Raw genomic sequence first — 23,576 nt, forward strand, 5'->3', positions numbered from 1 at the left:
TTTTTTGAAGAATTTGATAGAATGAATGTATAAATGAGGAGGATAAATTGATGAACACAAAACCTTTTAAACGTATTCACTTAATCGTTATGGATTCTGTTGGAATAGGTGAAGCACCAGATGCTGCAAAATTTAATGATGTAGGTGCTGATACACTTGGACATATCGCACATGAAATGAAAGGGCTAACAATGCCGAATATGGAACGCTTAGGTTATACAAATATTCGTGGTTTACTTGGCCTTAAAGATCTTGAAGGGATGAAATCTGTAGAAAAACCTGCAGCTTATTATGGTTATATGCAAGAAGCTTCAGTTGGTAAAGATACAATGACTGGACACTGGGAAATAATGGGTCTCAATATTAATAAACCATTTAAAGTCTACCCAGAAGGTTTCCCACAATCATTGATCGATGAATTAGAAGAACGCACTGGACGTAAAGTTTTATGTAATAAACCTGCTTCTGGTACGCAAGTTATCGAAGATTTCGGTAAAGAACATATGGAAACAGGTGCTATTATTGTTTATACATCTGCTGACCCTGTTCTTCAAATCGCAGCTCATGAAGATGTTGTACCATTAGACGAATTGTATAGAATTTGTGAAATTGCTCGTGAAATAACTTTAAAACCTGAATATTTAGTGGGTCGTGTAATTGCTCGTCCTTTCGTAGGAACACCTGGAAACTTTACTCGTACTTCAAATCGTCATGACTATGCTTTAAAACCATTTGGACGTACTGTTATGAATGAAATGAAAGATGCAGGCCTAGATGTAATCGCATTAGGTAAAATCTCTGATATATACAACGGTGAAGGAGTAACTGAGGCTATTCGTACGAAAGACAATTCGGATGGTATGGATCAATTAGTGAATGTGATGAAAAAAGACTTCCATGGTTTATCATTCTTGAATCTTGTTGATTTTGATGCAAAATATGGTCACCGCCGAAATCCAATCGGATACGGAGAAGCGCTTGAAGAATTTGATCGCCGTCTTCCTGAAGCATTAGAGCTAATGGGAGAAGATGATTTACTTTTGATCACTGCTGACCATGGTAATGACCCAACTTTCCCTGGTACAGATCACACACGTGAATTTGTTCCATTAATCGCATATTCTCCACGCTTTAAAGAAGGCAATGTATTACCAAAAATGAGTACATTTGCATCTTTAGGTGCGACTGTTGCAGATAACTTCAATGTAAAATTACCAGAATACGGTGAAAGTTTTTTGCAAACTTTAAAATAAGTTAGGGGGGATTTATCATGAGAATGGTAGATATTATTGAAAAAAAACGAGATGGTTTTGAACTGACTACCGAAGAAATCCGCTTCTTCATAGAAGGTTATACAAAAGGAGAAATTCCTGATTATCAAGCAAGTAGTTTAGCAATGGCCATCTACTTCCAAGACATGACAGATAAAGAACGTGCGGATTTAACAATGGCTATGGTTGAATCAGGAGATCAAATTGACCTATCTGGTATAGATGGTATAAAAGTAGATAAACACTCTACTGGTGGTGTTGGTGATACGACTACACTTGTATTAGGACCTTTAGTTGCAGCAGTAGGTGTACCCGTTGCAAAAATGAGTGGACGTGGTTTAGGTCATACAGGTGGTACAATCGATAAATTGGAATCGATTGAAGGCTTCCATGTAGAGCTTACGACAGAACAATTCATGCAACAAGTGAATGACATCAAGTTAGCTGTAATTGGACAATCTGGTAACTTAACACCTGCGGATAAAAAATTATATGCTCTACGTGATGTTACAGGAACTGTCCCAAGTATCCCACTAATTGCAAGTTCTATTATGAGTAAAAAAATTGCAGCAGGTGCTGATGCAATCGTTCTAGATGTTAAAACTGGTGACGGAGCGTTTATGAAAACCGTTGAAGATTCTAAAAAGTTAGCTCATGCAATGGTTCAAATCGGTAAGAACGTTGGACGTAATACAATGGCAATTATCTCTGACATGAACCAACCATTAGGATACGCTATTGGGAATGCTTTAGAAATGAAAGAAGCAATTGATACTTTATGCGGCAAAGGACCTGAAGATTTAACAGAGCTTTGCTTAACATTAGGTTCACAAATGGTCGTTCTTGGTGGTCATGCACAAACAATCGAAGAAGCTCGTAAACAACTTGAAGAAGTAATTGTTAATGGTGCAGCTCTTGACGTTTTCAAAAAGTTCATCAAAGGTCAAGGTGGAAACCCTGCGGTAGTAGACGATCCCTCATTGCTACCTCAAGCCCAATATATGATTGAAGTACCTGCTAAAGAATCAGGCTTTGTCAGTCATATTGTTGCAGATGAAATCGGTACTGCTGCAATGTTATTAGGCGCAGGTCGCGCAACGAAAGAATCTGAAATAGATTTAGCCGTTGGATTAGTATTACGCAAAAAGGTGGGAGACCAAGTAAAAGCTGGAGAATCTCTAGTAACCATTTATGCGAATCGTGAAGATGTTGAAGAAGTTAAAGAAAAAATCTACGCAAACATTAAATTATCTTCTGAAGCAATCACAGCACCTAAACTAATCGAAGATATTATTACAGAGTAGAAAAATTTTTAAATAGACAATATAAAAGCAGAACCACATTGATTATTTTTTAAATCAATGTGGTTTTTTCGTTTTATAGATACTTATTTCAAAGTTATAAAAGAAATTCAGTTAATGCATCTTTATGTTTACTAGATAATTTTACTAATTCAAATTCTCCCGCACTGATTAAACTTTTAAGAGTTTTCATTTCGCTCCAGGCTAAGTCATAAAGTTGCTGATCTATCACTCCAGTTGATAAGGCCTCTTCAAGTTCATTAGCATCTTTTTCAATTATTTCCCCCGATGGCAATAAAATAATATCTAAAAATAAGTCATCCATCCAAGGTCTCCCGTTGTCTATTCCATTACAAAGGCATATGTCTATATACCATTGAACCACATTTCCTTTAGCATCAAACATTGTAGTGACAGAATGATTTTTGTCTGACGGAAATTGTTGAAGCCACATATAGCCATTATCAACAATGCATATATCCTTTTTGCCATAAACTTTGAATAGAGGACTAGATACAGTAATTGTATGTAGCAATGTTATGTAACCTTTAAATTCTTGTGTGTCAAAAAATGATTGAGCAAATCTCCTTTGTAAAATTCGTTTCCAATCTAAACGATCTCCGTATTTTCTCTTTAACATAAAACCTCCTAATAATCCTTTATTTTACTAATTATACCTTTAAATAATGGCATTTCTATTAATAATGGCTGAAGAAATATTTTCTTCCGTTAGTCGAGTAAAGATTCTTTCTTTATAATCTTGTCGAAAACGAAAGAAATATTTTTATTTCAAATGTTTCCCATGATTAAAAGTCATTATTTAAATCCATACTAACGGATGGTAGCTGTCGTATTTTTTCTATCTTTAGCGTTTTGATTGTTAAATTGTCAGGGCATAGGATTCTTCTATTCTTGCGTAGAATAGGTTTTGAAAAGGAGGTATGTAAATGCAGCACCATATTGAAATTACTTCAGAAAAAATTGCGATTATTAGATTAGGAGGAGAGCTAGATCATCATGCAGCTCGTCATATCCGGGAAGATATTTCGCAAGCTATTTACAGTGGCTATGTACAAGATATTATTTGGAATTTAGAGGGGCTACAGTTTATGGATAGTGCAGGTGTAGGACTAATCTTGGGAAGAATGAGAGACCTACAAGTACACAATGGTCGTACTTTAATCATTAAACCTTCTTCTACAATGGAGAAAATTTTCCAATTTTCAGGATTAGGAAAATATATTTGGCATGATACAGAACAAGAAGCCATCCAAAGTTTAGGAGGTATTCTACATGGATAATGAAATGACGTTATCTTTTAGAGCGATTAGTGATAATGAGGCACTTGCTAGAATTGCAATTACAAGTTTTCTATCTATATTAGACCCTACAATTGAAGAATTATCAGAGATTAAAACTGTTGTTTCTGAGGCAGTTACGAATGCAATTATTCATGGATATGATGAAGATCCAAATGGAATTGTAACTGTTCAGGCATCTCGCAATGGGAGAGAAATAACAATTTCAATCTTAGATCAAGGCATCGGAATTGAAAATGTGACAAAAGCAATGGAACCACTATATACGACAAAACCAATGTTAGAAAGGTCAGGTATGGGCTTTACAATAATGGAAAGCTTCACAGATCAATTGACTGTGCAATCAGAACTTGGGAAAGGAACGGCTGTCACCTTTAAGAAGCAATTTCAACCAGTAGAAGAGCCGCTATATGTAAGGTGAGAACAATGACATCAAACCCGCAAGCGTCAAAAGAACTTCTAACACAGGAAAGAATGAGAGAACTTATAAAATTAGCGCAGGCAGGGGATGAAGCAGCCAGAAAAGAAATGGTAGAGGGAAATACCAGACTTGTTTGGTCTATTGTTCAACGTTTTACTTCAAGGGGTGCCGATTTAGAAGATCTTTTTCAAATTGGATGTATTGGGCTGATGAAATCTGTAGATAAATTCGATTTATCTTATCCTGTAAAATTTTCAACCTATGCTGTACCGATGATTATTGGAGAGATTCAACGATTTCTTCGTGATGATGGTATGGTCAAAGTTAGTCGTTCTATTCGTGAACTAAACTATAAAATTCGTCATGCTTCAGATGATTTTCTAAAAGAACATGAAAGACCACCTACTTTACAGGAATTGGCGACAATCTTGGAAGTGTCAATTGATGATATTACGATGGCTAGTGATGCTCTGCGTGATCCTGCATCACTTCATGAGCAAATTTTTGAAAGTGATGGCGATCCAATCAGTTTAATGGATCAAATGAAAGACGAAAGATCCGAAAAACCATTTGAGCATATTCCGTTAAAAGATATGTTGGAAAGACTAGGGAAGCGTGAGCAATCTGTCATTTATTTACGCTATTATCTTGATTGTACTCAAAGTGACATTGCTGAAAGGCTTGGTATCTCACAAGTTCAAGTTTCACGTTTAGAAAAGAGAATATTAGCACAACTTAAAATTTGGTTAACCGATCAGCAGTACGAACAATTGGTAAAGGCGGCAGAACATGAGTAGTAATAACAACAAAGAAATACAAACAATTTTCAAAAATAGTCAAGAAGCAGAAGCTTTCATGATTTCCCAATTTGGGAAAAGTGAAAGCTTCGATGTCAATATGAAGCATATTCATATTCATAATATGGATGTATTTACGATTAATATAAACGGTTTAATCGATAGTCAAAATTACACTCAATTATTGACAAATATACAGCCGACTGAAGAATATAAAAGAAATAAATTTCAATCAGGTAAAGCCAAAACAAATTCTGGTGAAAAAGAGCAAGATGAGGATCATAAAGAAGAGGAAGATAGTGAAAAAGAGAATAGCTCGCCAAATGAAGAACAAATCCAAGCAGAAGCTGAGTATTTTTTTGTTTCATTTCCATTCTTTGCATGGGAAGTACAAACATCTAAAGATAAATTACTAACTGCTATTATGAGTGGACAAGTTGCTTTTATTACACCATCTGGTATTGCTTTTACAGCAGATTTAAGAAGCTATCCTGGAAGAAATCCAGAAGAACCTGATAATGAAAAAGTAATTCGTGGTTCAAGAGATGGTTTTACTGAAAATATTGTTCAAAATACGGGCTTAATTCGTAGAAGAATTCGTGATACATCTTTACGCTTTGAGCTACATCAAGTATCAACAAGAAGTCAAATGGATGTATCACTTGTTTATTTGAAAAATCTTGTCAATAATGAACATTTGGAATTTATCAGAGAGCGTTTAAAGGATATAAAACATGATGGATTAACAATGGCAGATAAATCACTAGAAGAATGGTTGATTAAGCAAGGTTTTCATCCATTACCATTTGTGCGGTATAGTGAAAGACCAGATATTGTAGCAGCGCATATACTAGAAGGACATATCGCAATAGTAGTTGATACATCTCCATCAGTCATATTAGTCCCGGTTACAGTGTTCCACCATTTACAGCATGCAGAAGAGTATAGACAGACACCTGCTATTGGAACAATCATTCGTTTTTTGCGATTTTTTGGCGCATTCTTAAGCTTCTTTTTATTACCACTATGGTTCTTGATTGTTAAACATCCTGAATATATACCATCTTTTATGGATTTTATTGGTATAAATAAGAAATCCTCAGTACCACTCCTCGTTCAAATATTGGCGGCAGATATTGGTATAGAATTTTTAAGGCTTGCAGCTATTCATACACCAACCCCATTATCAACAGCTATGGGATTAATAGCAGGTATCATTATAGGTCAGATTGCGATTGACGTAGGTTTGTTTTCTGCAGAGGTTGTACTTTACACAGCTGTATCAGCAATTTTTACTTTTGCAATTCCTTCGTATGAATTAAGTGTAACGATTAAGATTTTTAGGATATTATTACTGCTATTAACGGCAGCATTTGGAGTAAACGGCTTCTTTATTGGGATTTTGTTAACGGTGTTTTATATGGCTTCCTTAAAACCGATGAAGGTACCATATCTATGGCCGTTAATTCCTTTCTTCCCAGCTGCGTTTGCCCATGTGGTGATTCGTTATCCAATGACTAATGATTCACCAAGGCCATTTATCCTTGGAGCTAAGGATCGAAAACGAAACTAAGAGGCATTGCATCTATTCTTCTATCGTGTTAAAGTTCAAGATATAGAAAATTCGGTGTATTCTTGAAATTGTAAGGAAACACGATAGGAGCGATTAGATGTATTTATACGGTACTCAATCTATTACAGAAAATGACCATTTATCTATCGGTGGAGTCGATACAATAGAATTAGTAAAAGCATATGGAACACCTCTATATGTTTATGATATTGCTCTATTTAGAAAAAGAGCACGAGGTTTTATAGATACTTTCAAAAATGCTTCTGTAAAAGCTCAAGTTGCTTATGCAAGTAAAGCATTCTCGAGTATGGCAATCTATCAAGTAGCAGCACAAGAAGGATTATCGGTTGATGTTGTCTCTGGCGGTGAGTTATATACTGCTTTAAAAGCAGGATTCCCAAGCGAAAAGATTCATTTCCATGGGAATAATAAAAGTCCTCAAGAATTAGAGTTTGCATTTAAATCTAATATTGGATGTATTGTTATTGATAATTTTTATGAAATTGAATTATTAAAACAATTATCTAGTGAAAGAAAGCAGAAGATGCATGTCTTAATTCGGGTAACACCGGGTGTAGAAGCTCATACCCATGACTTTATTACAACAGGTCAATCTGATTCAAAATTTGGCTTTGATTTAAATAATGGTCAAGCTGATGAAGCTTTTAAAGCATTATATAATGATCCCTTCCTAGAATTACAAGGAATGCATTGTCATATTGGTTCGCAAATCTTTGATACAGCTGCATTTCGTCTTGCTGCAAAAAAATTGACAGATAAAATGGGCGAATGGCAGGAAGAATATCAATTCCATGCAAATGTATTAAATTTAGGCGGTGGTTTTGGAATTCGATATACAAACGAAGACGCTCCGTTAGAACCAGCTATTTATGTTGATGATATGATTCAAACAGTGAAACAAGAAGCAGATAGATTAAATATTTTAATGCCGGAGATTTGGATAGAACCTGGAAGATCACTAGTCGGTGATGCAGGCACAACCCTATATACTATCGGCTCTCAAAAAGTAGTACCAAATACGCGTAATTACTTAGCTGTTGATGGAGGAATGTCTGATAATATCAGACCTGCTCTATATGATGCGAAGTATGATGCAGTAATTGCCAACAAAATGTCACAATCTGCAACTGCTACATATACGATTGCTGGTAAACTGTGCGAATCCGGTGATAAACTAATTGAGAACATTAATCTACCAAAGGCCGAACCAAACGATATTCTTGCAACATTTTGTACAGGAGCTTATGGCTATTCCATGGCAAGTAATTATAATAGATTACCTAGACCAGCTGTTGTTTTTGTTGAAAATGGAGAACATCAGTTAGTAGTAGAACGCGAAAGTTATGAGGATCTTGTGAAGTTAGACCTTCCGTTAGCAATAGGAAGGAGGTAAGCTAAACGTGAAAAAAAGTAATATTATTCTTTTAATATCCTTGCTTATTATGGCTATTATATGGGGTGTTATTTATTGGATTTTTATAGCACCAGATTCAGTTTCTAAATAGTGGAAAAATATTTGCGCATTTTTTGCTTTTCGTGTAGGATATTCAAGGATACTTAAAGGCAAAAAAAGAGGGATCTAATATATGTTATGTCGTTATAAGAAAGCATACGAAAAAATTGCAATGGGACTCTTGTCTTTTATGCCAGAACATAAAGATGTAAAGAAGTTACAAGAGACAATTTGTATATATAATTCTGATCCGAACTGGCAACTGTTTTTATGGAAACAAGCAGAAGATTATATTGGTCTTGTTGGTGTGGAGATAAAAGATAGTGAATGGATTGTTAGACATATATCAGTGGACCCTTCTCATCGAGGAGAAGGACTTGGAGTAGAAATGATTCGACAACTTTCAGAGATGGATTTATGCTGTTCGATAGCACCAGATTCTTTAACAGAACCATTTATCCAAAAATGTCTAACGATGTTAGAAGGAGCAGACAATAAGTATTAATGTCTGCTTCTTCTTTTTTCATCCCTAGTTAAAAGAATATTAGAACGATCTCTAAGCATATGTTTATTTTGAATGAAATAGTTATCACTCGGTGGTAATAGAGATATAGAGTGCTCAACTTTTTCTTTTAAAGATTGAGAGGTTATCTCAATGTACCAGCAACTAAATAATTCATGATTCGATACATGTTCTTGAGTGAGATGGATTTTTTGTAACAAATCTTGTGTATTAATCTCTTCTAAAAACGGATTATAAACAGAAGCACTTAATGTTCGTTCAGCTTTTTTTAAAATGGTATGTGCTCCTTTAAAATTATCTCTTCGCCAGTGATAAAGACCTGTAGCTAGTTGAATCCATCCTGTAAGTGGATGCTTTTTGTCTCTTGGTGCGACTACTTTCCAATATTCCTCTAATACTTCATGACATTCAAAATAATCTTGATTGCCATTGAAATACGTAAGAAATTGGACAAATAAAGGGTGATGCATTGGATGCATTTTGCTCACCTTTCCTCTATACTAAATTTTGAAGATAAATTGTCAGGTGGTAAATTATGTCATATGAAGTTAAACTAGAGGCTTTTGAAGGTCCTCTCGATTTATTATTACATTTAATCCATCGTTTGGAAATTGATATATATGATATTCCTATGGCAGAACTTACTGCTCAGTATATGGAACATATTCAAGCGATGCAAGTTTTGGAGCTGAATGAAGCGAGTGAATATTTAGTAATGGCGGCTACATTACTAGCGATAAAAAGTAAAATGTTACTGCCTATTCATGAAGGGGAACTCGAAGATGAAGAATTTGAAATAGACGAACCTGACCCTCGTGAAGAACTTGTAGCAAGATTAATAGAATATAGAAAATTTAAAGAAGCAGCAGTAAATTTAAAAGAGATGGAAGCAACCCGTACTAAATATTTTACAAGACCTCCTGCAGATTTATCTGCTTATTTACCGGATGAACAATTAGTTTTGTTCGATACTTCTGTAAATGTCTATGATATGGTAGCGGCATTTCAAAAAATGTTAAATCGTAAAAGGTTAAAAGCACCGCTAACGACAAAGGTAACAAAGCAAGATATTTCAATCAAAAATCAAATGCGAGCTGTAGTTGGAGTTCTCAAGGCTGCACATGGACGTGCAGATTTCTTTGATTTATTTCCATACGAAGATAAGGGAACTCTTGTTATTACATTTATATCGTTATTAGAATTGATGAAACGACAGGTGGTAGCTGTTGAACAAGAAAATAATTTCGCGAACTTAACGGTGATTTTACGGAAGGAAGAAATAACAGATGAACAACTTGAATCGATTGATGAGCAAAATTGAGAGCCTTCTTTTCGTAATAGGAGAAGATGGGTTAACCATTCAACAGCTTTCAATGTTGACTGATGCAAAAGAAGAGCTAATTGCAGAAGCAATTCATCAAATGATACAAAATTATGAAGAACAATCAGAACGAGGTATTGCCATTAAAGAATTGGCAGGAACTTTTCGGCTGATATCAAAACCAGAACATGCAGACACAATCCAAAAATTGGTAGAAAATCCTCCGAGTCAATCATTATCGCAGGCGGCACTTGAAGTTTTGGCGATTGTTGCTTATAAACAACCAATTACTAGAGTTGAAATTGATGATTTAAGAGGTGTAAAAAGTGAAAGAGCGTTACATACTTTAAGTGCACGAGGTTTAGTACATGAAGTTGGGCGAGCTGAAGGTACTGGACGTGCCATATTATATGGTACAACAAAAGAATTCTTGAATTATTTTGGGATGAAGAATATTAACGAATTACCAGAGCTTCCTGATGAAAGTGCAAGCGAAATAGATGAGCAACCAGATTTGTTTATGTCTAAATTCCAAGAAGCTTTTCAAGAACCACAAACAGACTGATCGCTAAAGGAGTGACATTTTGCGTCGTTGGATTGTTGTTATATTATGTTGTGTAATTGCTTTAATGCCATTTGGAAAAACAGCAGAAGCTGCTTCAAGTTCTTTTGCAGTAATCGATGCAGATACCGGAAGATTATTGGTTGGTATGAACGAACACGAAAAATTACCGATTGCTAGTCTTACCAAAATGTGGACTGCATTTGTAGCGGTTAAAGAATCTAAGCTAGATAAAGAAACGACAATATCAAAAAAAGCTACATTAAGTGAAGGATCATCCATTTATCTAGTTGAAGGTGAAACTACAACATTAAAGACTTTATTAAATGGTTTACTTTTGCGTTCAGGTAACGATGCAGCTACCGCTATTGCGGAAGAAGTAGGAGGGTCTGAAGAGGGATTTGTCAAATTAATGAATGACTACGCTGTTATATATGGTTTATCAAATACTCGATTTGAAAATCCATCAGGCCTTCATAATGACAATCATTTGTCTTCTGCATATGATACTGCTCAAATGCTAAGAATCGGGATGCAGAATAAAGATTTTCGAAAAATAGCTACTACAAAATATTATAAAAACGACTTGAAAAATCCGACAGTTTGGAAAAACAAGCATAAACTGCTTCATTATAACGAATATGCAAAGGCTGGTAAAACGGGCTATACAAAAGTAGCTGGACGTACACTAGCTACCTACTTTGAAAAAGATGGTAAGCGTATTATTGTTGTTACTCTAAACGAGTCAAATGATTGGCAAGTACATGCAGGTTTCGCCGAAAATATTTTCCAAAAATATGATAAAACGTTATTAGCTAAAAAAGGGTTATATCAAGTGAGAGACGATTTGCAAGTCGAGTTGAATCACCCAGTATATGCGCTGATTTCAAAAGATGAACAAAAGAAAGTGAAATCCATTCTTAAAATGCCAAGAATCGCACATGGAGATATTGGTATATGGACATTTTATCTTGACGGAAAGCCAATCATTGAGGAACCGGTACAAATGATATGGAAATAAAAGACTGCAAAATGCAGTCTTTTTTTGCTCATAAAATGTTAGGGTGAATTTCGCGAGCTTGATTAAAAAATTAACGAAAGCAATTCTCGCTATAGAATTAAATACAATCTAAAGAAGAATTTAAAATTTAATTTAAAAAGTAAGCTGTAGTTACTTATACTTTTATTATTAGAAAAAGTATGCAATAATTTTTGAAGGCTATAAGCTTAAGTTTAATGAGGTGACCAAATGGAAAGACTACAGAAAGTAATTGCTCATGCTGGTATTGCATCGAGAAGAAAAGCAGAAGAGTTAATCATAGAAGGTAAAGTAAAAGTTAATGGTCAAGTTATTCGAGAACTTGGTACAAAAGTTACTGCTTCAGATTCAATTGAAGTCAATGGTATAAAAATTGAGAAAGAAAAGAAGGTTTATTTTTTACTATATAAACCTAGAGGAGTAATTTCAGCAGTTTCAGATGATAGAGGTCGGAAGACAGTTGTTGACCTATTTCCACATGTCGAAGAAAGAATTTTCCCTGTTGGACGATTAGATTACGAAACTTCAGGTGTTTTGTTATTAACAAACGATGGAGATTTTTCAAACTTATTAACACATCCACGCTACAACATAGATAAAACGTATGTTGCAAAAATAAAAGGATTACCAAGAAGAGAAGATTTGAAAAAATTAGAGCGCGGTATCATGTTAGAAGATGGTAAAACAGCACCGGCTAAAGTAAAAGTACTTTCGTCTGATCGAGAACAAGGAAAATCTATTATTGCCATCACTATTCACGAAGGACGTAATAGACAAGTTCGTCGTATGTTCGAGGCAATTGGCTGTCCTGTCTTAAAGTTGAAACGCGAACAATTTGCCTTTTTAGGCTTACATGGGTTAAATGCTGGAGAATCTCGTGAACTAACTGCTCATGAAGTAAAACAACTTCGCGTTCTCTCTGAAACAGGTAAGATTGGCTAAAAGAATTTTAGTGGATTTTACATTTAGTAACAAATAAGTTGAAGGTGAAAACTTTTACTATATGTTACAAAAGGTTCACAAACCATCCATATCTTATAAAGCATTGAAGTGATATTTTGTTATAATAGAATGGATTGTTTCTGTCGTTTTTAAGGAGGCTTACTACGACAATGGAGAAAAAACAAAAAAGATTATATACACGTATTGTCATTTTAGCTGTTCTCGTAGCTGCTATTGCTTATACAGTGTATAATACCGCCCATAAAGATGATGTACAATTGTTGAAAATTGGTGATAATGCCCCAGATTTCTCATTAGTAGATTTAAATGGAGAAACACATAAACTGTCTGATTATAAAGGACAAGGCGTTCTATTAAACTTTTGGGGAACTTGGTGTAAGCCATGTAAAAAAGAAATGCCTGCTATCAACAATCAGTACAAGCAATTTAAAAATCAAGGTGTTCAAATCTTAGGTATTAATATCGCACAATCTAATTTAGAAGTTTCAAGCTATGCTGATAAATTAGGTGTAGAGTTTCCAATTGCAATTGATAAAACCAAAAGTGTAATGCGTGCATATAATGTAGATCCATTACCAACAACTGTATTGATCGATAAAGATGGTAAGATTGTGAAAATTATTACAGGGGAAATGACGGAAACAGATATTGAAAAATACCTAAAGAGTATTAAACCCTAGATAAGGAGTTCTTAAGGATGAAAAGTATAACTTGTGAATGTGGCCATGTTAATCCCGAAGGAACGCATCTATGTGAAAAATGTGGACGACCTCTAACTGACGAAGATAAAAAGCAAAAAATAGTCGACATGAAATACGAAGGAAGGGCCATTCGTTCTAAAACGTATAATAAGTCAATTATCGATAAGATTTGGAACTTCTTTTCAAGTGTTAAAGTTGGAGTGTCAATCATTGTTATTACATTGATTGCTGCAGCAATTGGTACGTTTTTACCCCAAGTAATTTACGTTAATGTAACTGAGGGTGAAGATATAAAACAAGCTTATGTCGACAACTATGGTACGTTTGGGAAAATCTATTATAATTTAGGACTAACAGATATTTATAGCTCATGGTGGTTCCAAACTTTAATAGGAATGTTAGCGATATCAATTATCGTGGCTAGTTTAGACCGTGGGATTCCACTTTATAAATCGTTGAAAAACCAACGTGTAAGACGACATGAAAGCTTTATGAAACGCCAACGTATTTTTGGTGAAAGAGAAATGACGTCAGCTGAAGCTGATAAAACATTAGATTTAACTGAAAAGAAAATGAAAGAGCTAAAATACAATGTTCGTAGAGAAGATGGTGTACTTTTAGCTGAAAAAGGTCGCTTTGCTCGTTCAGGTCCATATGTCAATCATTTAGGCTTAATCATATTTTTATTTGGTGTTATGTTACGATTAATGCCAGGTTTTTATGTAGATGAAGATTTATGGATTCGAGAAGGTGAAACAGCGTCTATTCCTGGTATGGAAGGTTATTACCTACATAGTAATAAGTTCACTTTCGAAACATACAAAAAAGATGAACAAAAAGAAGAGTTTAACCAATCCAAAGCTGCCGTAAACTCTGTCGCTAAAAACTACCAAACTGATGTAGTTTTGTATAAAGCAAAAGATAATGCTGTCGCAGGGGACACAACTGATTTAAAACAGGTATTACACCATGCGATTAAAGTAAACGAACCGTTAAAGTATGATGGGTTTGCTCTTTATCAAATGGATTTCCGCTTGAACGAACTAAAAGCGATGAATTTTAACTTGGTAAATAAAAAAACAGGTAAATCATTAGGTGAAGTCAATATCAATTTAGCAGATCCTAAAAAAGTTTATAATCTTGATAAACAAACAAAAGTTGAATTAAAAGGATACTATCCAACATTCTCTGGATTTGAAGATGGAGAACCTCAATCAGAATCTCCAGTTCCAAATAATCCTGCATTTATATTTAAAATGTACACACCTGAAACACCAAAAGGTGAAACAAGTTTTGTTGCCATTAAACAAACATTAGAACCTCTAGGTGAAACAAAGTATAAGATGCAGTTTGCTAACATTGAAACAAGAAATGTATCAGGACTAACTATCAGAAAAGACAAGACTCTTCCTATTCTGGCACTTGGTGGTATAATCTTTATGATAGGTGTCGTTATGGGCTCTTATTGGAGTCATCGTCGTTTATGGTTACAAAAAACTGTGGATGGTCGTTTAATGATGGCTGCGCATACAAACAAAAACTGGTTTAGTATGAAAAAAGATTTAGATACAGTAACTGAATTTGCACACCTACCTAACTGGGTAGATCAGCAAGATGATGATGATCTTAAGAAAAAGCAAGAAAAGGAAAAGGAAGGTGACAACACCTTATGAGTTTAATTGGTTTAAGTGGTACTTTATTATTTATCGCATTTATCGCATATTTAGTCGCTACATTATTCTTTGGTGGCGCGATTAAAGGTACAAAACAGGATGCTTCAAAATCCAACAAAAAATGGGGCAAAATTGCGATTACAATTACTATTATAGGTTTTATCGCTAATCTTGGATATTTTATAACTCGTTGGATTTATGCTGGACATGCACCAGTTAGTAATATGTTTGAATTTACTACTGCTTTTGGTATGTTTGTAGTAGGTGCATTTATTTTAATTTACTTTATTTATAGATTACCATCATTAGGGCTATTTGCATTGCCAATCGCAATATTAATCATTGCTTATGCAAGTATGTTCCCACGTGAAGTAACACCATTAATCCCTGCATTAAAAAGTTATTGGTTATATATCCATGTAATAACAGCAGCAATTGGTGAATCTATTTTAGCCATCAGTGCTGTTGCTGGAATAATCTATTTACTAAAAAATATTGATACATCAAAACGTACTAAAAGTAGTATTTGGTTAGAAGTTGTAATGTACGCAGCTGTATTAGTAATTGGTTTCGTAATTGTAACATCCACATTTAGAATTATGGGATATGAGGCTGATTTCACTTATGTTGATAAAAATGGTGCACAACAAGAAATCACTTATAATACACCAGCACTATTCGGTATGCACCAATATGAACTAAAATCATCTGGTAAGATGGAACCTTTAGCTGAAATGCCAGCTATTGTTAATGCGAAGAAACTTACTACTGTTGTATGGTCTGTTCTAGTAGGTACAATTTTATATGGTTTAATTCGACTAATATTACGAAAATCTATTTCAAGGTTTATACAACCTCTCGCTAATCGCGCTAATTTACAATTATTAGATGAAATTGGTTATCGTTCCGTACTAATTGGTTTCCCAGTATTTACATTAGGTGCACTGATTTTTGCTATGATTTGGGCACAAGAAGCTTGGTCAAGATTCTGGGGTTGGGATCCAAAAGAAGTATGGGCATTAATTACTTGGTTGTTCTATGCAGCTTTTCTTCACTTACGATTATCAAAAGGATGGCAAGGTGAAAAATCTGCTTGGCTTGCAGTAATAGGATTTGTCATTATTATGTTTAACCTTGTTGCTGTTAACTTAATCATTGCTGGTTTACACTCATATGCGGGTTAACTTATTTTGAATTATTAAAAGCCTTTTCCAACTATGAGGAAAAGGCTTTTCTTTTCAATAAGTATGATTGTACAATAGGATTAAAGAGAATTGGGAGGCATTACTGTGACTGAACAAATTTCAATTTTAGTAGTAGACGATGAGGATCGTATTCGTCGTTTATTGAAAATGTATTTAGAACGTGAAGGTTATGAAGTAGATGAAGCGGAAAACGGCGAGCAAGCTGTCGAAAAAGCTTTAACAAATGACTATCATTGTATCCTATTAGATATTATGATGCCTGAAAAAGACGGTCTAGAAGTTTGCCAAGAAGTACGTGATAAAAAGACTACACCTATTATCTTACTTACTGCAAAAGGAGAAGAATCTAATAGAGTACAAGGCTTTGAAATTGGAGCAGATGACTATATTGTAAAACCATTTAGCCCAAGAGAAGTAGTATTACGTGTTAAAGCGATTTTACGCCGTTCTGCTGCGTTCTCCCCAATAAATGTCACTTCATCTTCAAAAGATTTAGTAGTTTTCCCTCATTTAACAATTGATCATGATGCACATCGTGTTTCAGCAGATGGGGTAGAAGTTAATTTAACACCTAAAGAATATGAATTATTGTATTTCTTAGCGAAAGCACCAGATAAAGTATTTGATCGTGAGCAACTTTTGAAAGAAGTATGGCATTATGATTTCTTTGGAGATTTACGTACGGTAGATACTCATGTTAAGCGTTTACGTGAGAAACTAAATCGTGTATCCGAAAACGCAGCAAAAATGATTGTAACTGTATGGGGCGTTGGCTATAAATTTGAGGTAGTCAATGATTAGAATATCGAACAGTGTTGTCGGGAAGCTATGGGTAACCATTTTGCTTCTCGTTTCATTTGTGCTATTTGTTTTTACAGTATTAATGTTAGAGTTCTTATCTAAATACCATACACAACAATCAGAAGCGTTACTTCGTCAAGAAGCTACAACTATAGCTAGAGTAGTTGATGATCATGAAACGACCGCAGCAACAAAGTCTATTATTAATGATATTCTAAGTGATGAAACAAACGCAGTCATTGCGGATGCACCTGGAAAAGTTGCATATTCATTGCAAGAAGGGTTAAACCAAGAAAAGATTAAAAACAATATCATAAGTGAAAAGGCCTTTGAGAAAGTTTTTGTCTCAGATGATCCTGTAGTCAAAGAAATGATGTTACCATCTTCAACTGAGAAGGATCATGTTGAATCCTATATCGTAATGGCTTTTCCTTTAAACGTGGAAAAGATGAATCATGGAGTAGTGTATATCTATCAAAGTCCTGACGCAATTCATAGGACTTCAAAGGAAACAACTAAAATCGTCTTTCTATCTGCGACGATTGCATTTGTTTTAACTACTTTCTTTGCATTTTTCCTATCTACACGTATAACATCCCCTCTTCGTAAAATGCGTGAAGCTGCTTTTGAACTAGCTAAAGGTAATTTTGATAAAAAAGTTCCTGTATTACAAAACGATGAAATAGGCCAATTAGGAACTGCCTTTAACCAAATGGGACGTCAGTTAAAACATCATATGGAAGTCATTAGTCAAGAAAAAGAACAATTATCTAGTATTTTAACATCAATGACTGATGCAGTTATAACTTTTAATAGTGATCGCTCTGTGATTTTGAGCAACCCCCCTGCAGAATTGTTATTGCAAAAATGGTTCTTCAATAAAGGATCTGACAGTGAACGTCCAATACCAGAAGAGATATATCATATGTTAGACCATGTTATAGATATGGAAGAAGAACTTCAGGAAGAGTTAGAATTAGATGGAACGTATTTTATGATTTCAATCAGTCCACTGTATAGTGGAGATTCGGTCCGAGGAGCAGTTGCGGTATTACGTGATAAAACGGAAGAACATCGCTTAGATAAGTTGCGTTCAGACTTTATCGCAAATGTATCACATGAATTGAGGACACCAATCGCTATGTTACAAGGATATAGTGAAGCAATCATAGATGATGTCGTTTCAAGTGAAGAAGAACGTAATGAAATGATTAAAATCATTTATGATGAATCACAACGAATGGGAAGATTGGTTACTGATTTATTAGATTTAGCTCGAATGGAATCGGGTAATATAACTTTATACAAAGATATAGTACCTATTACGCCTGTATTTGAAAGAATAACACAAAAATTTGTACAGGCAGCTAAAGAAAAGAAAATAGAGTTGAAATATTCTTCTACTTTTGATGACAACATTCAAATTTCTTTAGACGAAGATCGAATTGAACAAGTCTTAACAAACTTAATCGATAATGCAATACGTCATACGCAAGAAAATGGTACCGTAGAAGTAATTGTTGACCAACAAGTTTCCTATGCTCGTATCCAAGTGAAGGATAATGGTGCTGGTATACCTAAAGAAGATTTAGATTATGTATTTGAACGCTTTTATAAAGCGGATAAAGCAAGAACTAGGGGCAAAGGTGGTACGGGATTAGGGCTAGCAATTGCCAAAAATATAGTTGAAGCCCATAAAGGACGTATTACAGTCGAAAGTGAAGTTGATGTTGGAACGAGCTTTATTTTCTTCTTACCCCTTGAAATAAATTAATACGTATTAGAATATAGTGTTTAGATGAAAAGGCGAGTAATTCGGGTTGCAATTATTCGCCTTTTTCGAATATGAAAAACAAAAATCATATTATTCCTGTGGGAATTATTTATTTTTGAAAATTAGAGAATAAAAGCTTTACAAAATCTTCTTTTTTTTATATAGTTACATTGTAATCAAAATAATATGATTCATCTTCGGGGCAGGGTGAAATTCCCGATCGGCGGTATTAGAGACTAACAATGACTCTTGAGCCCGCGAGCCGTAAAGGCAGGACATGGTGAGAATCCAAGGCCGACAGTATAGTCTGGATGGGAGAAGGTGAAGGTACGGTCGTCTATTAACTATACTATTTTATAGTATAGTAGTGACGTTTATTTGACTATGCCTAGTTCTCCCTTAAGCTTATACGCTTAAGGGTTTTTTATTGCATATCATGAGCCGGACCTCTCCTCTTTTTGAAGTGAATCGACAAAAGGAGAGAATAAGATGAAAAACACAAAGTTACAAAAGATGGTCTCAATCGGGATGTTAAGTGCAATCTCATTTGTATTAATGATTTTTAATTTCCCACTTCCAGCTTTTCCAAGTTATTTAGAAGTAGATTTTAGTGATGTTCCAGCTCTTATGGCAGCTATTACAATGGGGCCAGTTGCGGGAATTGTTGTTGAATTTATTAAAAATGTATTGAATTGGTTTTATGTTGGAAGTCCAACAGGTGTTCCGGTAGGACAAATAGCGAACTTTACTACAGGTATATTATTTATCATGCCAGTGTATTTTATTTTTAAACGTTTAACATCTGCAAAAGGTTTAACGACTGGTTTAGTTTTAGGAACTATTACGATGGCAGTTGGAATGAGTGTTCTTAACTATTTCTTGTTTATGCCAATGTACAATTATTTCTTAAACGTACCTACTGAAACAGGAGCAGCTCTAACAAAATCAATCGTTACGTTTGTTTTACCTTTTAATATTATTAAGGGAGCTATAGTTACGGCAATTATGTTATTGTTATTTTCAAGCTCCAAGAATTGGATTGCCAAACAACGAAAACATTTTATTAACTCATAATTAATATAAATTTTAAAGATTACCTAGATGATTAAATAATTATTTAGGTAATCTTTTTATTTCCCGGGAAAACAATAGATATTGCTCTTAATCTATTAATCAAATTATAAGTTTTAGAAACTATTAGATTTAGTTTGCAAATACTAATTCTTAAATATATAATTTTTATACTATTTTGTGTTACAACATAGATATCGTAAAGTAAGTTTCAAGAGAGGATACAATAAAATGATTTTACAAGGTATTTTACAGCTTCAAATTATGAAAGGACCCAATTTACTTTATATAGATGATGAGCCGCTAGCCAAGAAGTTATTGCAATTTGATGGTAAACAAGTGAAGGTCCATATGAAATTACCTAAAGTAGAAAAAGAAGTTTCTGGCTTAGCAGAGATTTTTTTCTTTGAAGGAAAAGATGGATACGGTGGCGATAAGTTTACCAATGATTTTGATGTTGATGAATTTGATTGTATTGAATGGTTGTCTAATTTTGATCGAGAACAGATTACAATCACCATTGAATAATTAGTAAAATTAAAGAAAAACTCTTTCATAAATTTGAAAGAGTTTTTCTTTAATCCTTTTTATAATAATCTAATATGAATTGTTGGAATTGTTTTGTGGCAGGAGATAAGTATCGGCCTTCTGACCAAGCCATACCAATAACACGTTCAAGTTTTAAATCGCTTATGTGTATTTTAGCTATTCTTTTTGTATTAATCTCTTCACCATCCGGGAGAATGGAAACACCTAGTCCAGCAGCTACAAAGCCAGCTACTGTTGCTACTTCATCACCTTCAAATGTAATCGTTGGTGTAAAGTGGGCTTTTTTAAAAATACTATCTAATTGAATTCTTAATGCATATCCTTTTTTTAATAATACAAATGTTTCGTTTGTTAATTCTTTTAAAGTTATTGAACTACGACTAGCAAAAGGATGTCCAATAGGCACAATTGCAAACAACTCTTCACGCCAAAGCTCTTTCCATTGAATTGGTTTTTCAACTTCCATATCTGCTATTAAACAAAGATCAAGCTCACCTGATTGTAATTGTTTAAGCTGCAAATGCGTGTGGTTTTGTTTTAAATTAAAATGTATATCTTGATGTAGTTTTCTAAAATGCATGATTAAATCTGGTACGATATTTGTACCTAATGTATGTAAAAAACCAAGTGAAACTTCACCGCGATTTGGATCGACAAGTTCTTGAATTTCATGTAGTCCATCCCGGTACTCTCTCATTATATTATGCACACGTTTTAAGAATATTTCTCCGTAGCGGTTTAAAGAAATTGAACGTCCTTGTCGTTCAAATAAAGGAACGCCTAGTTCATCTTCTAATCTGGCTATTGAGCGACTAAGTGCTGGTTGAGAAATGGATAGTTGCTCTGCAGCTTTCGTCATATGTTGAATCTTCGCTAGTACTTCGAAGTATTCTAGCTGTTGCCATTCCATTTATTTTCGCTCCTTCAATCATGCATTTTTTCATCATATTGCTAATAATCATAAAAAACAATATCAATGAAGTCAATAAAAAGACACTGTGAAATAGTCAACAGTGTCTTTTTATTGTGCTTTCATAAATGTAACAGTTCGATCATCTGAATCATATAAACACCATTCTCTATTTTCAATGACTGCACCAACGTTGACTCCGTACTTTTTATTCTTTAAATAAATAGGTTGTCCATATTGAAAAGCTTTTTTTGTTCCTTTTCTATATAGTGCAGCATCATGACTATGACCGAAGAATACAATTGATGCATCTATTTGTTCCAAAAAGGGCTTCCAATCAGATGACCATTTAAATTGATGCCCGTGAATGATTTCAGCTCCTTCTATTTTGATATATTCTGGTAATGTCAAAAATAAATCTAAACCAGTTACTTTCATAATCCGTTCTTCTTGATTGCCTCTTACAGATGGGAATTGTAAAAGTTGTTTAAACTCATCCGAATATTCAGCTGCCTCTTCAAAAGGAATGCTATTAAGAGCTTTTGCCTTTTTCTTTCCTATTCGACATTCGTATAAATCACCTAACCCAATGATTTCAGCATTTTTTGCATTTAAACGAATGTCATCAAGTACAGCTTTTGTATCCTCAACGCTACTATGAAGATCACCAAGTATAGCATATTGCATCTATTAACAGTCCTTTCCAAAAATATATGAAAAAGTTTATCATAAGATTTGACTTTCTGAAAATATTTTGTTTGAGAAAAAGTGATAATATGTCGAAAGGAGAAATAATATAAAAATATATGACAAATATGTAACAGCGATTACGCTTCGATTAAAACAGGAGAAAAAGACTATACAAAAATATGAATCATGCTATTATTAAATAGAAAGTAAAAATTATACATACTGACAAAAGGAAGAAAAGAGTTGATTTAATTGAATATGCGTTCAAAATGGGGGCGCACAGCAGTTGTTACCCTTGCCCTAACTTGCGGCTTTATGTATACCGCTGAACCAGCGCAAGTTAATGCAAAAACTTCAGCGCAAATGATACAGAAAAAAGCTTTAATAGATAAAAAGATTAAGAAATTAAATGGAGAAATAAAACATTTAAAAAAACAACTTGATAAAAAACAAGAAGAATATGAAAAAACAGTAAAAGAAATTGACGAAACAAACAAAGATATTAAACTAACAGAAAAAAATATAAAAGAACGTTCGACAATTATTGACGACCGTTTAAAAGCATATCAAAACCAAGATAGTGCGATGAGTCCATATATTGAAGCTATTCTTGGTGCTGATAGTATTGGTGATGCAGTTAGTCGAACTGTTTCAGTTAAGACAATATTAGATGCAGATCAAAACTTATTAGACGATCAAAAAGAAGATAAAGCAAAATTAGCTAAAGAAAGACAAGAATTACAAGAAAAACAATTGAAATTGCAAAAGCAATTCCAAGAAATGCAAGATCAAGAAAATAAATTAGAAACGAAAAAAGCTGAGAATAAAGCGAAATCATTAAAACTGAAAGAACAAATTGCAACAAAAAAACAACAAGAAAAGCTAGAAAGAGAACGTAAAAAACGTGAAGCAGAAGCTAAGCGATTGAAAAAATTACAAGAAAAACAATTCTTAGATGCTAAAAAAGTTAAGGAAGCTAATAAAGCAAAAAAAGCATCTGTAAGTGCTACAAGCAATCCTGTACATACAAATAGTGTAGGCGATGCAGGAAATGGAACAAATGGAGCAAAAGTTACTGATAGTGATCAACAAGCTCCAACCGTTTCTGGCTCAGGCTCTGCAAAGGCAGCTATTGCAGAAGCTAGTAAATATCTTGGTCGTTCTTATGTATGGGGTGGAAGTAACCCATCTACTGGTTTTGACTGTTCAGGTTTAACGCAATGGTCCTTTAAACAAGCTGGTATATCACTTCCTCGTACAGCAGCACAACAATATTTAGCTACGAAGAAGGTTAGTGCAAGTGAAGCTAAAGCTGGAGATTTAGTATTCTTTAGTTATGGTTCAGGTATAGCACACGTAGGAATCTATCTTGGTGGCGGAAGAATGCTAGATGCTCAAAATAATGGTGTAGTCAATGAAAGTCTTGATTGGTGGAACAAATACTTAGTAGGATATGGACGTATTTCTGGCGTTAACTAAATACGTTTCATATGATTTAAACCTGCATTTTACGGTGTACTGAAAAATATTTGTTTTATATAAAAGGCAACTTTCTGTTCGCTTTTGAACGGAAAGTTGCCTTTTTTCTATTCTTTTTTACACTGTTTGCATCACAATGGTCTTCATTTGATGAATAAC

Annotated in this window: 24 protein-coding genes and 1 riboswitch; of the genes, 20 read left to right on the forward strand and 4 right to left on the reverse strand. The window is 34.3% G+C overall.

The genetic code is table 11. From position 1 onward, the window contains the following. The first annotated feature begins 50 nt into the window (after window positions 1–50). Both deoB and D1606_RS12905 read left to right on the forward strand, forming a co-directional pair. A complete protein-coding gene (gene deoB / locus D1606_RS12900) occupies window positions 51–1,253 on the forward strand; it encodes a phosphopentomutase (protein ID WP_119416427.1) in 1,203 nt (400 codons plus the stop codon). A gap of 17 nt (window positions 1,254–1,270) precedes the next feature. Further along, window positions 1,271–2,575 carry a pyrimidine-nucleoside phosphorylase gene (locus tag D1606_RS12905; RefSeq protein ID WP_119416428.1) on the forward strand — a complete coding sequence of 435 codons (1,305 nt, stop codon included), beginning with the start codon at window positions 1,271–1,273 and terminating at the stop codon, window positions 2,573–2,575. A gap of 94 nt (window positions 2,576–2,669) precedes the next feature. Here D1606_RS12905 and D1606_RS12910 read toward each other — a convergent pair whose 3' ends face one another. Further along, window positions 2,670–3,212 carry a ribonuclease FAU-1 family protein gene (locus D1606_RS12910; protein ID WP_119416429.1) on the reverse strand — a complete coding sequence of 181 codons (543 nt, stop codon included), beginning with the start codon at window positions 3,210–3,212 and terminating at the stop codon, window positions 2,670–2,672. Window positions 3,213–3,519: 307 nt separating this feature from the next. Here D1606_RS12910 and D1606_RS12915 point away from each other — a divergent pair, with 307 nt between their 5' ends. The 6 genes from D1606_RS12915 (at window position 3,520) to D1606_RS12940 (ending at window position 8,661) form a co-directional block, all read left to right on the forward strand. Continuing rightward, window positions 3,520–3,873, forward strand: a complete 354-nt coding sequence (locus tag D1606_RS12915) for an STAS domain-containing protein (protein ID WP_119416430.1) — start codon at window positions 3,520–3,522, stop codon at window positions 3,871–3,873. Further along, complete coding sequence (gene spoIIAB, locus D1606_RS12920; RefSeq protein ID WP_119416431.1) at window positions 3,866–4,312, forward strand: anti-sigma F factor; 447 nt, start codon at window positions 3,866–3,868, stop codon at window positions 4,310–4,312. Before D1606_RS12915 ends, spoIIAB begins: the two co-directional genes overlap by 8 nt. Before the next feature lie 5 nt (window positions 4,313–4,317). Then, entirely contained in the window at window positions 4,318–5,109 is a 792-nt protein-coding gene (locus D1606_RS12925) for a SigF/SigG family RNA polymerase sporulation sigma factor (protein WP_119416432.1), read from the forward strand. After that, window positions 5,102–6,682: a spore germination protein gene (locus D1606_RS12930; protein ID WP_233548102.1), complete on the forward strand. Its 1,581-nt coding sequence runs from the start codon at window positions 5,102–5,104 to the stop codon at window positions 6,680–6,682. Before D1606_RS12925 ends, D1606_RS12930 begins: the two co-directional genes overlap by 8 nt. A gap of 97 nt (window positions 6,683–6,779) precedes the next feature. Further along, entirely contained in the window at window positions 6,780–8,096 is a 1,317-nt protein-coding gene (gene lysA / locus D1606_RS12935; protein WP_119416433.1) for a diaminopimelate decarboxylase, read from the forward strand. A gap of 193 nt (window positions 8,097–8,289) precedes the next feature. Further along, entirely contained in the window at window positions 8,290–8,661 is a 372-nt protein-coding gene (locus D1606_RS12940; RefSeq protein ID WP_119416434.1) for a GNAT family N-acetyltransferase, read from the forward strand. On the opposite strand, the gene D1606_RS12945 is transcribed toward D1606_RS12940, so the two are convergent. Then, window positions 8,658–9,158 carry a DUF309 domain-containing protein gene (locus D1606_RS12945; protein WP_119416435.1) on the reverse strand — a complete coding sequence of 167 codons (501 nt, stop codon included), beginning with the start codon at window positions 9,156–9,158 and terminating at the stop codon, window positions 8,658–8,660. The genes D1606_RS12940 and D1606_RS12945 overlap by 4 nt on opposite strands. Before the next feature lie 56 nt (window positions 9,159–9,214). On the opposite strand from D1606_RS12945, the gene D1606_RS12950 reads away from it, so the two are divergent. The 11 genes from D1606_RS12950 (at window position 9,215) to D1606_RS13000 (ending at window position 20,317) form a co-directional block, all read left to right on the forward strand. Then, on the forward strand, window positions 9,215–10,000 hold the full coding sequence (locus D1606_RS12950; protein ID WP_119416436.1) for a segregation/condensation protein A: 786 nt from the start codon (window positions 9,215–9,217) through the stop codon (window positions 9,998–10,000). After that, window positions 9,966–10,565: an SMC-Scp complex subunit ScpB gene (scpB, locus tag D1606_RS12955; RefSeq protein WP_119416437.1), complete on the forward strand. Its 600-nt coding sequence runs from the start codon at window positions 9,966–9,968 to the stop codon at window positions 10,563–10,565. Before D1606_RS12950 ends, scpB begins: the two co-directional genes overlap by 35 nt. Before the next feature lie 19 nt (window positions 10,566–10,584). Then, window positions 10,585–11,583 carry a D-alanyl-D-alanine carboxypeptidase family protein gene (locus D1606_RS12960; protein WP_233548103.1) on the forward strand — a complete coding sequence of 333 codons (999 nt, stop codon included), beginning with the start codon at window positions 10,585–10,587 and terminating at the stop codon, window positions 11,581–11,583. Between the two features lie 228 nt (window positions 11,584–11,811). After that, complete coding sequence (locus tag D1606_RS12965; RefSeq protein ID WP_119416438.1) at window positions 11,812–12,543, forward strand: pseudouridine synthase; 732 nt, start codon at window positions 11,812–11,814, stop codon at window positions 12,541–12,543. A gap of 170 nt (window positions 12,544–12,713) precedes the next feature. After that, window positions 12,714–13,244, forward strand: coding sequence for a thiol-disulfide oxidoreductase ResA (gene resA / locus D1606_RS12970; protein ID WP_119416439.1), 531 nt, complete (start codon window positions 12,714–12,716; stop codon window positions 13,242–13,244). A gap of 17 nt (window positions 13,245–13,261) precedes the next feature. Further along, on the forward strand, window positions 13,262–14,938 hold the full coding sequence (resB, locus tag D1606_RS12975) for a cytochrome c biogenesis protein ResB (protein ID WP_119416440.1): 1,677 nt from the start codon (window positions 13,262–13,264) through the stop codon (window positions 14,936–14,938). Next, on the forward strand, window positions 14,935–16,122 hold the full coding sequence (gene ccsB / locus D1606_RS12980; protein ID WP_119416441.1) for a c-type cytochrome biogenesis protein CcsB: 1,188 nt from the start codon (window positions 14,935–14,937) through the stop codon (window positions 16,120–16,122). Before resB ends, ccsB begins: the two co-directional genes overlap by 4 nt. A 105-nt stretch (window positions 16,123–16,227) precedes the next feature. Then, window positions 16,228–16,944: a response regulator transcription factor gene (locus D1606_RS12985; protein WP_119416442.1), complete on the forward strand. Its 717-nt coding sequence runs from the start codon at window positions 16,228–16,230 to the stop codon at window positions 16,942–16,944. After that, window positions 16,937–18,718, forward strand: a complete 1,782-nt coding sequence (locus tag D1606_RS12990) for an ATP-binding protein (RefSeq protein WP_119416443.1) — start codon at window positions 16,937–16,939, stop codon at window positions 18,716–18,718. The genes D1606_RS12985 and D1606_RS12990 overlap by 8 nt, the downstream gene beginning before the upstream one ends. Before the next feature lie 189 nt (window positions 18,719–18,907). Beyond that, window positions 18,908–19,045, forward strand: a riboswitch (FMN riboswitch). A 162-nt stretch (window positions 19,046–19,207) separates the two neighbouring features. Continuing rightward, window positions 19,208–19,792 carry an ECF transporter S component gene (locus D1606_RS12995; protein ID WP_119416444.1) on the forward strand — a complete coding sequence of 195 codons (585 nt, stop codon included), beginning with the start codon at window positions 19,208–19,210 and terminating at the stop codon, window positions 19,790–19,792. 228 nt (window positions 19,793–20,020) lie between these two features. Continuing rightward, entirely contained in the window at window positions 20,021–20,317 is a 297-nt protein-coding gene (locus D1606_RS13000) for a hypothetical protein (RefSeq protein WP_119416445.1), read from the forward strand. Between the two features lie 49 nt (window positions 20,318–20,366). Here D1606_RS13000 and D1606_RS13005 read toward each other — a convergent pair whose 3' ends face one another. Then, complete coding sequence (locus tag D1606_RS13005) at window positions 20,367–21,248, reverse strand: LysR family transcriptional regulator (RefSeq protein ID WP_119416446.1); 882 nt, start codon at window positions 21,246–21,248, stop codon at window positions 20,367–20,369. Between the two features lie 111 nt (window positions 21,249–21,359). After that, the gene (locus tag D1606_RS13010) at window positions 21,360–21,935 is read right to left on the reverse strand and encodes a metallophosphoesterase family protein (RefSeq protein ID WP_119416447.1); all 576 of its coding nucleotides are present in this window, start codon (window positions 21,933–21,935) and stop codon (window positions 21,360–21,362) included. A gap of 261 nt (window positions 21,936–22,196) precedes the next feature. On the opposite strand from D1606_RS13010, the gene D1606_RS13015 reads away from it, so the two are divergent. Further along, window positions 22,197–23,417 carry a C40 family peptidase gene (locus D1606_RS13015; protein WP_119416450.1) on the forward strand — a complete coding sequence of 407 codons (1,221 nt, stop codon included), beginning with the start codon at window positions 22,197–22,199 and terminating at the stop codon, window positions 23,415–23,417. The last annotated feature ends 159 nt before the right edge of the window (window positions 23,418–23,576 follow it).

The organism is Rummeliibacillus sp. POC4, assembly GCF_003576525.1.
Classification (GTDB): domain Bacteria; phylum Bacillota; class Bacilli; order Bacillales_A; family Planococcaceae; genus Rummeliibacillus.

Excerpts from the sequence above, each read along its gene's own strand:
- deoB (WP_119416427.1), top strand. The coding sequence starts at position 51 with ATGAACACAAAACCTTTTAAACGTATTCACTTAATCGTTATGGATTCT.
- D1606_RS12905 (WP_119416428.1), top strand. The coding sequence starts at position 1,271 with ATGAGAATGGTAGATATTATTGAAAAAAAACGAGATGGTTTTGAACTG.
- D1606_RS12910 (WP_119416429.1), bottom strand. The coding sequence starts at position 3,212 with ATGTTAAAGAGAAAATACGGAGATCGTTTAGATTGGAAACGAATTTTA.
- D1606_RS12915 (WP_119416430.1), top strand. The coding sequence starts at position 3,520 with ATGCAGCACCATATTGAAATTACTTCAGAAAAAATTGCGATTATTAGA.
- spoIIAB (WP_119416431.1), top strand. The coding sequence starts at position 3,866 with ATGGATAATGAAATGACGTTATCTTTTAGAGCGATTAGTGATAATGAG.
- D1606_RS12925 (WP_119416432.1), top strand. The coding sequence starts at position 4,318 with ATGACATCAAACCCGCAAGCGTCAAAAGAACTTCTAACACAGGAAAGA.
- D1606_RS12930 (WP_233548102.1), top strand. The coding sequence starts at position 5,102 with ATGAGTAGTAATAACAACAAAGAAATACAAACAATTTTCAAAAATAGT.
- lysA (WP_119416433.1), top strand. The coding sequence starts at position 6,780 with ATGTATTTATACGGTACTCAATCTATTACAGAAAATGACCATTTATCT.
- D1606_RS12940 (WP_119416434.1), top strand. The coding sequence starts at position 8,290 with ATGTTATGTCGTTATAAGAAAGCATACGAAAAAATTGCAATGGGACTC.
- D1606_RS12945 (WP_119416435.1), bottom strand. The coding sequence starts at position 9,158 with ATGCATCCAATGCATCACCCTTTATTTGTCCAATTTCTTACGTATTTC.
- D1606_RS12950 (WP_119416436.1), top strand. The coding sequence starts at position 9,215 with ATGTCATATGAAGTTAAACTAGAGGCTTTTGAAGGTCCTCTCGATTTA.
- scpB (WP_119416437.1), top strand. The coding sequence starts at position 9,966 with ATGAACAACTTGAATCGATTGATGAGCAAAATTGAGAGCCTTCTTTTC.
- D1606_RS12965 (WP_119416438.1), top strand. The coding sequence starts at position 11,812 with ATGGAAAGACTACAGAAAGTAATTGCTCATGCTGGTATTGCATCGAGA.
- resA (WP_119416439.1), top strand. The coding sequence starts at position 12,714 with ATGGAGAAAAAACAAAAAAGATTATATACACGTATTGTCATTTTAGCT.
- resB (WP_119416440.1), top strand. The coding sequence starts at position 13,262 with ATGAAAAGTATAACTTGTGAATGTGGCCATGTTAATCCCGAAGGAACG.
- ccsB (WP_119416441.1), top strand. The coding sequence starts at position 14,935 with ATGAGTTTAATTGGTTTAAGTGGTACTTTATTATTTATCGCATTTATC.
- D1606_RS12990 (WP_119416443.1), top strand. The coding sequence starts at position 16,937 with ATGATTAGAATATCGAACAGTGTTGTCGGGAAGCTATGGGTAACCATT.
- D1606_RS12995 (WP_119416444.1), top strand. The coding sequence starts at position 19,208 with ATGAAAAACACAAAGTTACAAAAGATGGTCTCAATCGGGATGTTAAGT.
- D1606_RS13000 (WP_119416445.1), top strand. The coding sequence starts at position 20,021 with ATGATTTTACAAGGTATTTTACAGCTTCAAATTATGAAAGGACCCAAT.
- D1606_RS13005 (WP_119416446.1), bottom strand. The coding sequence starts at position 21,248 with ATGGAATGGCAACAGCTAGAATACTTCGAAGTACTAGCGAAGATTCAA.
- D1606_RS13010 (WP_119416447.1), bottom strand. The coding sequence starts at position 21,935 with ATGCAATATGCTATACTTGGTGATCTTCATAGTAGCGTTGAGGATACA.
- D1606_RS13015 (WP_119416450.1), top strand. The coding sequence starts at position 22,197 with ATGCGTTCAAAATGGGGGCGCACAGCAGTTGTTACCCTTGCCCTAACT.